8 protein-coding genes are annotated in these 12,282 nt (G+C 66.3%); all 8 read right to left on the reverse strand.

The window, feature by feature from the left end; genetic code table 11:
- Positions 1–475: 475 nt before the first annotated feature.
- A complete protein-coding gene (locus BRAO375_RS07275; protein ID WP_009026819.1) occupies positions 476–1,990 on the reverse strand; it encodes a pyridoxal phosphate-dependent decarboxylase family protein in 1,515 nt (504 codons plus the stop codon).
- A complete protein-coding gene (locus BRAO375_RS07280; RefSeq protein WP_009026820.1) occupies positions 1,987–3,177 on the reverse strand; it encodes an ATP-grasp domain-containing protein in 1,191 nt (396 codons plus the stop codon). The genes BRAO375_RS07275 and BRAO375_RS07280 overlap by 4 nt, the downstream gene beginning before the upstream one ends.
- Positions 3,178–3,229: 52 nt before the next feature.
- Positions 3,230–4,855 (reverse strand): hypothetical protein, encoded by a 1,626-nt coding sequence (locus BRAO375_RS07285; RefSeq protein WP_009026821.1) that lies wholly within the window; start codon positions 4,853–4,855, stop codon positions 3,230–3,232.
- 10 nt (positions 4,856–4,865) lie between these two features.
- Complete coding sequence (locus tag BRAO375_RS07290) at positions 4,866–5,669, reverse strand: hypothetical protein (RefSeq protein ID WP_009026822.1); 804 nt, start codon at positions 5,667–5,669, stop codon at positions 4,866–4,868.
- A 92-nt stretch (positions 5,670–5,761) separates the two neighbouring features.
- Complete coding sequence (locus tag BRAO375_RS07295; RefSeq protein WP_009026823.1) at positions 5,762–7,633, reverse strand: flagellar protein; 1,872 nt, start codon at positions 7,631–7,633, stop codon at positions 5,762–5,764.
- Between the two features lie 12 nt (positions 7,634–7,645).
- Entirely contained in the window at positions 7,646–9,511 is a 1,866-nt protein-coding gene (flgK, locus tag BRAO375_RS07300) for a flagellar hook-associated protein FlgK (RefSeq protein WP_035639413.1), read from the reverse strand.
- A 43-nt stretch (positions 9,512–9,554) separates the two neighbouring features.
- The gene (locus BRAO375_RS07305) at positions 9,555–11,360 is read right to left on the reverse strand and encodes a flagellar hook-basal body complex protein (RefSeq protein ID WP_009026825.1); all 1,806 of its coding nucleotides are present in this window, start codon (positions 11,358–11,360) and stop codon (positions 9,555–9,557) included.
- Between the two features lie 318 nt (positions 11,361–11,678).
- Positions 11,679–12,182, reverse strand: a complete 504-nt coding sequence (gene msrB / locus BRAO375_RS07310; RefSeq protein ID WP_009026826.1) for a peptide-methionine (R)-S-oxide reductase MsrB — start codon at positions 12,180–12,182, stop codon at positions 11,679–11,681.
- Positions 12,183–12,282: the final 100 nt, after the last annotated feature.

Here is a 12,282-nt window from a genome sequence, read left to right on the forward strand (position 1 = left end):
GTTGGTCGGGTTGTCGAGCGCCGAGTTGACCTTCTTGCCCGTGGAGAGGTTGTTCTGGGTGGTGGCGAGGAGCTGAGCCGTCGACTGCAGCGAAAGCAGATTCTGGCGCACCGACGCCGAGAGGACGATACCTGACATTTTCATACCCTTCTGGTGTGAAACAAACGCCCGATCCCTTCGAGATCGGCGTGCGGCCCAGACCGAATTCTTGGTCGAGGCAAGCGGGCGTCACGGTGAATGGCAGTGCCTAACGATTGCTGAAGCGGTTGTGGCTGCAGCGCCGTTCAATCGTCCAGAGAGTCGCGCGGGCGACCGCCGTCGCGCAGCGAAACGATCAAGCGGCCCATTGAAAACAAAGAGAGATTCTCTCGCGCGCCGGCGTCTTCACCACGCGTCAACCAACTTCGGAAAGCTTCCGCCCACCATCTCAGTTCACCTTTGCGATGGTACCATCCACCCGGCAAGGCCGGACCGTTTACGATCCGGGCACGAGCGGCGGCGCCTCGACATCAATCAACGCCGTGGTGCCGGCGGTGCGCTGACGGCCGAACCTCAGGACCGCAGCGATCAGCCGATCGACATCGGACGTGTCGGTGCGATGGTTCACGATCGCGGCGCGGATCGCCAAGCGGCCCTCCAGCATCGTCGTCGATGGAGCGGCGAGACCGGATTCGTGGATGTCGGCGACAACAGCGCCGTTGATCGCGTCGGCATCTTGGCACCGGTAGCGAAAGCAGACGATGTTCAGATTGACCGGCGCCAGCAGCTCGAGCTCGGGCTCCTCGCGCACCCGCTGCTGCAGATCGCGCGCGAGCGCGCAGCTGCGCGCGATCATGGCGCCGAGCGCATCGGTGCCGAACGTCCTGAGTGTGAACCAGGTCTTCAGCGCGCGGAAACCGCGCGACAGATCAGGCCCGAGATCACACGGCCATTCGGCGCCGGCAGCGAGGCCGCGCGTCTCGCGACGCAGATAGGCGGCCGGCGCGGCGAAGGCGTCGCGATGCTTGCCGCCATCGCGCACCAGCAGGAAGCCCGCGTCGTACGGCACCTGCCCCCATTTGTGGAAGTCGAGCGCGATCGAATCCGCCTGCTCGATGCCGGCGAGCTTGGGGGCGAGCTCGGGCGACAACATAGCCAGCGCGCCGAACGCACCGTCGACGTGAAACCACAGCCTCTCGCTGCGGCACAGCTCGGCCACCTCTGCGAGATCGTCGATGGCACCGATGTCGACGGTTCCGGCGGATGCGACGACCAGAAACGGCTGTAAGCCCGCAGCGCGGTCGGCCGCAATGGCGGCCCGCAGCGCGGCGATATCGATGCGATGCGCGGCGTCGACGGCGATGCTGCGCAGCGCATCGCTCCCCAAGCCGCTGATATCCATCGCCTTGACGATGCAGCCATGGGCGGCCTTCGAGGTGTAGGCGCGCAGGCGTCCGCCGGCCTCGCCTACGCCCTCAATGCGAACAGCAGGGCCGAGCGCCGCGCGGCGGGCGACCAGCACGGCCATCAGATTGGCCATGGAGGTGCCGGTGACGAAGAGGCCGCTGGCCCCTTGCGGAAAGCCGAACAGCTGCCGCGTCCAGTCGACCACCTCGCGCTCGACCTCGATCGGCGCGTGATCGCGGCCGCCGAGATTGGCGTTCAGCCCCGCGGCCAGCATCTCCGCGAGCATGCCGACCACCGTGCCGCCGCCATGCACCCAGCCCATAAAGCCGGGATGCACGTTGCCGGTGGCATGGGGGACGATGAGCTCGCTGAAATCCCGATAGACCTCGGCGAGATCGGTCGGCGCATGCGGCAGCTCGCTGCGAAAGCGCTGCCGCGTCGCGGCCGACATCGGCTGCCAGACCGGACGATCGCGGATGCCGGCGACGTAGTCGATCATGTCGTCGAGCATGCGATGACCGAGCGCGCGCACCGCGCTCCAGTCCTGCGGATCGAGCGTCTCGGCCGGCCGCAGCGTCGGAGCAGTGCGCGCGGCGTCGCTCACGCCGCCTGCTCCGCCGCCGCAGCGGCGCGCTTGACGATCATGTCGGCGAACGCCGCGAATATCTTGCGCATCTGCGGCGGCTTGTAGGGGAAGACATCCGGCGAATCCATGTTGTGCACGACCGCCGTATTGTCGGCCTCGAACACCAGCAGCGCGCCGTTCTTCGTTTCCGCGCAGTCGATGATGAAATAGTCGAGGCCGATGCGCTCGGCGATCGCCGCGAGCACGCTGCGATGACGCCGGCCGAAGCCGATGTCGAAGGTCTGCATGAACGTCGCCTCTTCGAGGCGCTTGCCTTCGCTCGCCGCCATGCCGGCGTTGAGGTACCAGATGTCCCAGCGCCGCGCGATCGCCATGTGGCAGGCATAGGCGGTGCCGTCGACGAACACGATGCGATATTTGCGGAACTGGCCGTCCTCGCTCGCATAGTCGACGAAGCGCGAGACGAAGAACTCCTGCTCGTCGCGCTCGTCGAGATAGAGCGACAGCTCGATCGGCTCCTCGATCTTCTCGAGGCCGACGCCGGCATGCGAGCCGCGTGGCCGGATGATGATGGGAAAGCCGAGCGCCTCGCTGATGTCCTCGATCGGCTCGCGCTCGTCCGCCACCTCGACGAGGCGCTCGCGCTCGGCCGGGATCGTCGCCGGAATCAAAAGCCCCTCGACGCCGGCGAGCAGCGCGTGCAGCTTGTCGCGATCGAGATGCCAGATCCGCTGCGGCGGATTGAGCAGCGGGCGCGGCCAGCGCGCCGCCACCGCGTCGATCTCGTGCAGCGCGTGCTGGCAGTCCTCTGAATCGGAGGCGATGACGATGGCGACATCATGCGCGGGCAGCGGCGATGGCAGTTCGGCGCCCGGCACGACATAGAGCAGCATCAGCTCGATGTCGGTGTCCTCGAGCAGGAACTCGATGGGCGTGTTGCTGCCCATGTCGGTCGAAGCCGCCAGCGCGAGCACGCGCAGCCGCGGGGCCAAGCCGTTACCCGCGACGCGATAGAGCTGCTGCGCCTGCAGCACGTCATGCTGGATCGCGAGCCCCGACGATTTCTCGCCGATCAGTTGCGCGACCAGAGCCAGATCGAGCCCCTCACCGGCGGTGGCCGTGCCGTCGAGCAGCTTGCCGAGCAAGGCCGCCCACATCGGCTTCAGATCCTGGCCATCGAAGGCGGCCTTGGCGATCTTGGCCATGCCGATCCGGTCGGCAAAGTCCGCGCGAGTGGAGTCGCCCAAGGCGAGCAGATCAGTTGCCATCGCAGATGTCCCTGAGATCCTGGCTGCTCAGCTCCGACACGAGCAGCTCCATCTTGGCGACCACGTCGGCGATGCGGTCGATGTCGGCTTCGAGATTGACGCGCGCCGCGGTGATGTCGTCGCTCCATGCGTCCGTGACCTGCCGCGCGCCGATGCACAGCCGGAGCGCGGCCGACGGCGCCTCGCCGGGGCGGTCGATCCGCACCGGCTGGCCGACGAGGCACTGCCGCGCGGCGACGGCGGCCGAACGTCCGCTGAAGCGGCTGGCGAGATCGTGCTGCAGCGCGCGATGCACGGCCTGTGTCTCACCGAGATCGAGCAGTCGGCCGTCGCGTTGAAGCGCGAAGGGGAAGATCGTGGGACCGGCGAATTCGCCATCTGCCGCCTCGGCGGCGCCGTGAGTCGCGATCGGACGCAGGACCGGCGACAACATCAGCAGACTCTCGATCGCCTCTCCGAGCTGCCGGATCGCCATCCGGCGAAACGCCTCGGGCACGGCGTGATAGGCCGCGATCTCCTCCAGCGCGGCTTCCCAGCGCAGCCATTGACCGATGTTGGCGCGCGACGCCGAGCGGGCCCGCAGATCCGTCCAGGCCAGCGGCCAATCGTGGCGATTGACGTAGTCGAGCAATCCGGACGCGACGGCATGGCCGCGATGCAGCGCAGATACGACCGCGCGCGGCACGAGCAACGCACCGCTGAAGGCCGGTCCGCCAAAGAACTTGGAGCCGGAGATCAGCACCAGATGGCCGCGATCGAGATGCGCGCGCAGCCGCCCTGCCCCCAGCCGCATCTGGCAGGCGTCGACGACGATCTGGACGCGGCCCGGCCAGCGCCGCGCCACCTCGTCGAGGCAGGCCATGCCAGGCGCGCGCCAGCCGAGCTTGGAGGCGTCCATCACCTGCAGCAGCACGCTGCGTCCCTCTCGGACCAGTCCTGCGACGGTGTCGAGCAGCACCGCGTCGATGTTGCTTCGCGGCTGCACCGATGCGCCGTCGAGCAGCGGCAGGAACACCGCCTTCCCCGAAAGGCCCTCGATCGGGGCGTCCCTGGTGACGGCGAGACCGCTCGCGGTCCGCGTGCTGAAATGGCGTCCCCGCGCGGTTGCAGCCGTGCCGCTGCCGGTCTGATCGCTGCCAACGATCACGCTCGTGACGTGGTCGCCGAGCCCGGCCCGCACCAGCGCCAGCGCATGAAGCTGCGAGTCGGTGCCGGACGGCGAGAACACGATGTCGACATCGTCGGCCAGGCCGAGATGACGGCGCAATTCGCTGCGCATCTCCTCGGTGCGGCGATCGAGCGCGTCGTTGACGCCGAGCGAGATCGCCGCATGCATCAACTGCTCGCGTGCGAGCTCGACCCGCGCATAGGCGCGCTCGGAGATCGGCGAAGCCGTGCTCGAGGAAAAGCACACGAGATCCGGCGCCGGCGTCGGCGGGCAGCCATAGGCGTTGCGGCCCCACGGACGGTCGAGGGCCAGGCGGCTGTCGCCACCGTCGATGAGGAGATCGCCGAGCAATGCGAACAGATCGCGCAGACCGGTCGTCGCGTCCAGCGCACGCCGACCGACGAGGGACGATGTCGAGAGCTCCGGCCGGGTCGCGGGCGGCGTCATGATGCGATCGTCACGCGGCGTCTGCGGCGGCCGTGGGGACGTTCACGGCCGATGCGAACTGCGAAGCGACATTGCCGTGGAACACGGACGGACCGACATGATCGAGCCGGCTGTCGAGATCGGCCCAGATTTCGCCGCCGAGATCGGTCCAGCGCCTGCAGAAGGCGAAGTCCTCGCTGAGATAGGTGCCGGTGTCAGGATCGATCATGCATTCGAACAGCGCGAAGCGGTTCGGGCTGCCGGCCAAAGCATCGTGCGAATGCTCGCGGAAGAACTGCAGCGGCGCATAGGCCGGATGCGCGATCATCGCCTCGATGACGCGGCGGCGGATCATCAGGAAGCCGGTGCCGGCGTAGCGCACGCGGGTGAAGCCGTTGACCACCGCCACGTGATCGGGGTTCTCGATCTCCATCACGTAATCGAGCGACGCCGCCGGCACATCCATGCGGTTGGAACTGATGGCGCGGCGGGCCTTGGTCCAGTTGACCTTCTTGATCGGATAGACGCCGGCGACCATGTCGCCGCCGGATTCGATCAGCCGGAACACCTGCTTCGGCGAGAAGCCGATGTCGGCGTCGATGAACAGCAGATGGGTCGCGGTGGGATCGTTGAGGAACAGCGTGACCAGATTGGCCCGGGCGCGGGTGATCAGCGCGTCACCGTCGCGCATGTGGACCGTCAGGCCGACGTTCGAGGTGGCGCGCAGTTCGCGCTGCAAAGCGAAGACTGAGCTCGCATAGATGCTCGACACCTGCCCGCCGAAGCATGGGGTCGCGATCACCAGATGGATCCGCTCGTCGCTCGCGTTACTCACGTCAGCCTCCAGATGCAGAGGCTCCCGCCCCAAATCTGAACAAAAGCTAAAGAGACGCGGTTAACGAGAACTTAACCGCCGTCCCCGTTTTTTTACAGGTACTTCACCAGCGACAGCTGGGCGAGCATCGCCGTCGTCTGGTAGGAGGCCTGCAGATTGGTCTGCAGCTGCAGGATCTGGCTTGCGACCTCCTGCTGCGAGATGCCCTCGGTCTGGTCGACCAGGCTCTGCATCGCAGCCTTCGCCTGGGTCTGGCGCGCCGTCGCGTCCTTCATCGTGGTCTGCGCGTTGGCGAAGTCGGTCTGGATGTCGGAGATCGACTGCTGGCCGAGCTGCGCCGTCATGTTGAAGGCGATGCGCTGGCTGAGCGCGCCGATCTGCTGGCCGGCATTGGCTCCCGCCGGCGGCGTGTTGACGGCGGCATAGACCGCGGTCTGCTGCACCAGGTTGCGGATCGCGAACTCGTTGGCCTGGGCGCCGAACTGGATGCTCTGCGCCGTATCGATGCGGATCGTGGAGCTCGACCGCGCCGAGCCCGTCCCGCTGTTGCCGGTGTACCAGGAGATCGTGTTGGTCGAGCCGTTGACCAGGCTGGTCGCCGATCCCAGCGGCGTGCCGGACACCCGCAACGGCGGCGCTGCGGCGGTGACGGTGCCGGAGAAGCCGAGGGCGCCGAACGCACCCGCATTCGAGCTCGAGATCGAGAAGCTCGCCGCGTCGTCGGTGCGCAGGGTGATCACGCCGCCGCTCACGGTGGAGGCCTTCGACGTCCCGCTCAGCGTGTCGATCTTCGACAGCAGCGTCTGCACGCTGTCGGTGATGTTGATCTGGGTGTTGCCGCTCGCGCCCGAGGCTACGAAGCTGAGCGTCTGACCGTTCACCGTGATGGTGTCGCCGCTGGCGAAATTGGTCGCGATGGAGTTGGTGCTGGCCGCGCCCGACAGCAGCGTCGCGCCGGTGATCGGGGCCGGCGTCGCCGCCTTGTTGTTGACGGCGGTCCCGGACACGGAGCTTGCCGTGCTGAAGAAATTGTCGCCCGCGGTTACCGCGGAGGCGGCAACCAGCGCCGTGTTGGCGAGTGTCGTGACTGCGGTGTTCAGCGCCGCGTTCAGGTTGGCCGAGGTCGCCGCCGGCGTCGCGCCGATCGCAAAGGTGTTGGCGGGCGCCGGCGTCGTGGTCGACGCGGTCAGCTGGATCGATTCCGAGGTGCCGTCAGGAAGCTTGAAGATGAAGCTGATCTGGTCGCCGGCATTCGGATTGCCAGCCGTGAGGTCCACCGAGATGCCCGCCGGCGAGCCGGACGGACCGCTGACCGTGGCATTGGTCAGCGACGAGGTCACGGAGCTGAGCTTGAAGCCGAACGGCGAGCCGGCGACGTCCTCCGACAGCGTGATCGGCACGGTGGCCGAGGCCGAGAGGTTGAGACGGCCGAGGCCGTTCAGGCCGAGATCGGCCTGACGCCGCTCGGCGATCACCTGCTTGAGGCCGGCCTGCGTGGCGGTGCCGTTGAGGATCTCGTCGGCGGAGGCAATCGCCGGACGGTCGGTGGCGCTGCCCGAGAAGATGAAGCGGTCGCCGACCTGGGTGTTGAGAATGCCGACGATCGCCGACAGATTGGAGGACGCCGTGAGCTGGCCCGTGGTCTGGCCGGAGCTGGTCAGGTTCTGCGGCGTCGCGGAGGCGCCGCTCTGCACCTGGCTGCCGATCTTCGACAACGACTGCAGCGATGTATTCATCGCGCCGATGACCGTGTTGACGTGCGTCATCGTCAGCGAGAAGGCCGAGATGTTCGACAGCTGCGCCCGCGCCGCGATCGCAAACCCCTCGTCCGGGCCCATCCCGGCGTAGTTGTTCGCCTTGTTGCCGCTCGACAGCTGCGTCGAGAGGTCGGCGAGCTGGTTGGAGATGTTCCGCACGGACAGGCCGAGCAGAGACGTTCCGTAATTGACACTGCTGATCGTCATCTGACACGCACCTTACTGATACGCCTGGAGCAGGCTCTGCATCATGCTCTGCACGACCGACATGATATGGGCATTGGCGGCATAGGTGTTCTGGACCTGGATCAGGTTGGACATCTCGCTGTCCATGTTCACCCCTGCCGTGGAGTTGAACTTCTCCTTCAGCGTGGCGACCACGACGCTCTGGCCCTGGTTGAGCTGGGTCGCGAGATCGGCGGCACTGCCCTGCTGGCTGACGAACTGCTGCAGATAGCCGGACACCGTGCCCTGGAACGGCTGCGCCGCCGAGCCGAGGCCGGTCGTCGGCGAGTAGCTGAAGGTGGCCGAGGTCAGCTGCGCGAACAGGAAGTCGGGCCGCGTCGAGTCGCCCGCCGCCGTCTGCGGCGAGGTCGAGTAGGTCGACAGCTTGGTCGCGTCATTGAGCAGCGCGGGATTGACGTTGAGCCGGCCGGCGAGGCCCGTCATCTGCGAGCCGCTCGAAGTGATCGCGCCGGTGTAGAGCGCGCCGCCGTCGGTGAACACCGGCAGCTGAGCATTGCCGCTGGCGAGCGTCTGTACCGTCGTTGTGGAAGAAGCCGCTCGCACCGTCGCCTGGCTGGTGCCGTCGTCAGTCATGCGCAGCGTCGTTCCGCTCGGATTGGAGAACTGCAGATGCGCCGCCCCGAGCGCGCTGTTGAGCTGCGTGACCACCGAGGCCATGCCGAGCGAGAAGTCGACCCCGACATAGGACGGGTTGGCGCCGGTCGCATTCTGCAACGGCAGCGCGGCGGGGTCGTTGACGTTGACGATCTTGACCTGGCGCTGAACGTTGCTGGAATCCGTGTAGGTCAGATTGATCGTGTTGCCGGCGAGCAGGCCCGTGGTCGAGACGTCGAAGCCGGCCGGCGGACCTGCGACCGCTGTGCCTGCCGTGGTCTTGTCCGACAGCGCCGAAGCCATCGTGGCTGCGAGCTGGTCGACCTGAGTCTGGGCCTGCACCAGGGTCTGGTCGCGCAGCTTGAGATCGGCCGCGATCTGGCCGGAGTTCAGGAGATTGTTGGCGACGACGTCGAGCGAGACACCGTTGGACAGCTTGATGTTGAGCTGCCCCACGCCGTTCTTGGTCGGATTGCTGTTGTATTGCGAGGTGGCGTCGAGCGTGCCGGGCGAGGAGAAGGTGAATTCGGAGCTCAGCCCCGCGCCGACCAGCTGGATGCCGGAGTTGGTGAACACGCTGATGCCGTTGGTCGAGTCCGAAACGACGCGGATGTCGACATATTTAGACAGCGTGTCGATCGCGTTGTCACGCTGGTCCTGCAGCGTCGCCGACAACGGATCGGACTGGCTGAGGCCCTGCAGCTGGGTGTTCAAGGTGGCGATCTGCTTGATCGCCGCGTTGGCCTGCGTGACCGAGTTGCCGATGTCCTGCTCGACATTGGTCCGCAGCGTCTGGATGCCCTTGGTGGTCGCGTTGAGCTGCTGGGCCAGCCCCTGCGCCGCGGACAGCGCCACCGATTGCGCCGACTGGTTGCTCGGATTGTTCGACAGCGACTGCAGCGCGGTGGTGAAATTGTTGAGCGCCGTCTCCAGCGTGCCGCTGCCGCCAGGCGTGCCGTACACCGACTGCAGCTGGCCGAGGATGTTGGCCATCTGACCGGCATAGGCTCCGCCCGAGGTCTCGGTGCGGAGCTGGTTCTGCACGAACAGGTCGAGCTGACGGTTGACGCCCGTCGTCATCACCGTCGAGCCGAAGCCGCCGGAGGCGACCTCGATCTGATTCGGGTTCTGCGCGACGTAGCCGGGCGTGTTGGCGTTGGCGACGTTCGACGAGATGATCGAGAGCGCCGCCTGCGTCGAGCGCAGGCCGGACATCGCGGTGGCGAGGGCTGAACTCAAACCCATGTTCGTTTGCCTTATGTCATTTCAACCGCCACGGGCTGCGCTGTTAGCGCAGCACGTTCAGAAGATCCTGCACCATCGAATTGGCCGTCGTGATCACCTTGGTATTGGCCGAATAGGCCTGCTGGGTCACGATCAGCTTGGTGAACTCGTCGGCGATGTCGGTGTTCGAGCCTTCCAGCGAGCCGCCCGAGATCTTGCCGGAGGCGCCGATGATGGCCTGGCCGGACTGGTCGGTCGCCTCATAGGCGCCGCCGTCGAGCGCCTTCAGGTAGTTCGTGCCGTTGAAGTGCGACAGCGTCACCTGCGCCAGGTTGATGGTCTGGCCGTTGGAGAAGGTGCCGGTGACGATGCCGCTATTGTTGACGGCAACCGACTGCAGCTGACCGGCGGCGAAGCCGTTCTGCGAGATGTTGTTGATCGTCGCCGAGCCGATCGTGCTGGCATATTGCGTCAGCGCGCCGGAGGAGATGTTGAGGCTGACCGTGCCGAGCGTGGTGCCGTCGACCACGACGTTGGGGATCGAGATCGACGACGTCGTCGGCGAGGTCAGCGAGCCGTCCGAGGCAAAGGTGAAGTTGGTGCCGACGTTCTGCCAGGCGACGGTCGAGCCGGTGGCGCTGGAATTGGTCTGGTAGAACAGGTTCCAGACGTCCTTGTGGCCGGTGCCGAGCGTCGAGCTGTCGGTCTTGCCCCAGCGCAGCTGCACGTTCACCGGCGTACCGGCCGAGTTGTAGGTCGTGACCGCGCCGCCCGAGATGGTCTCGTTGTTGAAGTTGGTGAGATCGTTGCCGATCACGATGCCGGTGCCGGCAGTGGCCGTTCGCGTCAGCGCCACCGGCGAGGTGAGGCCGAGCGCCGTGAAGCCGCTCGATGCGCTGCTCAAGGTCCAGTCCTCGCCGCTGCCCGAATGAAGGGTGATCTTGCCGGCGGTGATGGTCGGCGAGACGCCGGTCACCGCCGCGATCTTCGCCAGCAGCGTGCCGACGGAGTCGCCGACATTGATCTGCGTGCCCGATGCGCCCGACGAGACGAAGGAGAAGGTGACGACGTCGCCGGCGCTGCCGGTCAGCGTGATGGTGTCGCCCGAGGTGAAGTTCGACGTGATGGAGTCGGTGGCCGCCGCACCCGACAGCAGGGTCGTGGTCGTGATGTTGGCCGCGTTCTTGTTGACCGCGGTGCCGCCCGTGGTGGTGGCGTCGGCGTAGAAATTGGTGCCGACCGGCAGCGGCACGTTCGACAGGTCGGCCGAGTTCAGGCCGCCGGCCGCGACCAGCGTGCCGACGGCAGCATTGCCGCTGGCGCCGGTCTTCGGCTGCGTCGGCAGGTTGGCGGCGTATTGGATGGCGGTTGTCGCCTGCGCCGGCACGAAGTTGTTGGCAAACTGCAGCACCGTCGGCACGTTGCCGGTGGCGTTGCCGGTCTTCGGATCGACCGCGACGCCCATCAGATAGTAGCCGGCGCCGTTGATCAGGTTGCCGTTGGCATTGAGCTGGAAGTCGCCGCGGCGGGTGTAGTTGGTGACGCCCGTGAAGACCGGGACGTTGTCGACCACCGACGAGGCCTTCTGCACGTTGAAGAAGCCGTCGCCGTTGATCGCCATGTTGGTGGCGACGGAGGAGGTCGAGACGGTGCCCTGCGTGGTGATGGTCGCCTTGGCGAAGGCGGTGACGCCGCCGGCGTTCTGCCGGGTCGGGTTGGTAGCGTTCGGAATGAGGTCTTCGAAGCTGGTGCCGATGCCCTTGTAGCCGACGGTCGAGGCGTTCGCGATGTTACCGGAAATGTTCTGCAGCGCGAATGATTGAGCGGACAGACCGCTCACCGAGGTGTTCATCGCGTCGAAGATACCCATACCAATCTCTCCACATGGATGCCGGCGGCGGGGTCGGCCCGCACCGCGTTTCGTGGAGAGCTGTCGCAATCGCTGTGCCAGATATGAAATCGCTGTGAAATCAGCGACTTGAAAAATAACGACGTCAAAAAAGCGGTAGCAGAAGTGGTGAACAATTGCCGAGCCGGCAGTTCTTGCCGGGCCGGCACGCGCACCATCGCGCTCCGGCTCGGCTGCTGCGGGCAGGCGCCGGCGCGTCGTGAAGACCCGCTTTTCAGGTCTTCAACGGACGCGCGCGGCAATCCAGGCACAGAATTTTTGCCAGGCGGAGAATTTTCGTCAGGTCGACGACGGGCTCGCCGGATGGAACACCAGCGACAGGCCATCCATGCAATAGCGCAGACCGGTCGGCTTCGGACCGTCATCGAATACGTGGCCGAGATGGCCGCCGCAGCGACGGCAATGCACCTCGGTGCGGACCATGCCGTAGGTCTTGTCCTGGCGGGTGCCGACCGCATTGTCGAGCGGCTTGAAGAAGCTCGGCCACCCGGTGCCGCTGTCGAACTTGGTGTCCGAGGAGAACAGCGGCAGATCGCAGCCGGCGCAGGCGAAGGTGCCCTTGCGGTGCTCCTTCAGAAGCGGGCTGGTCCAGGGCCGCTCGGTGCCTTCCTTGCGCAGGATGTCGAACTGCTCGGGCGTCAGCTGGGCGCGCCATTCCGCCTCGGTCTTCTCGATTTCGAACTTCTCGGCGGCGCGCGCCGGCGCGGAACCGCCGAACCAGCGCAAAGCGGCGAGGCCGAACAGTCCGGCTGTGGTCGTAAACATCATGCGGCGGTCGATCATCTGTGTCTCCGTACGACAGGGATTACCGGATTTACGGATGAGATTGCACCAAGTTACGCCGGGCACGGGTCCGACGCCTCACTTTCTTGCGAGCTAGCCG

The organism is Bradyrhizobium sp. ORS 375 (genome assembly GCF_000239775.1).
Lineage (GTDB): Bacteria > Pseudomonadota > Alphaproteobacteria > Rhizobiales > Xanthobacteraceae > Bradyrhizobium.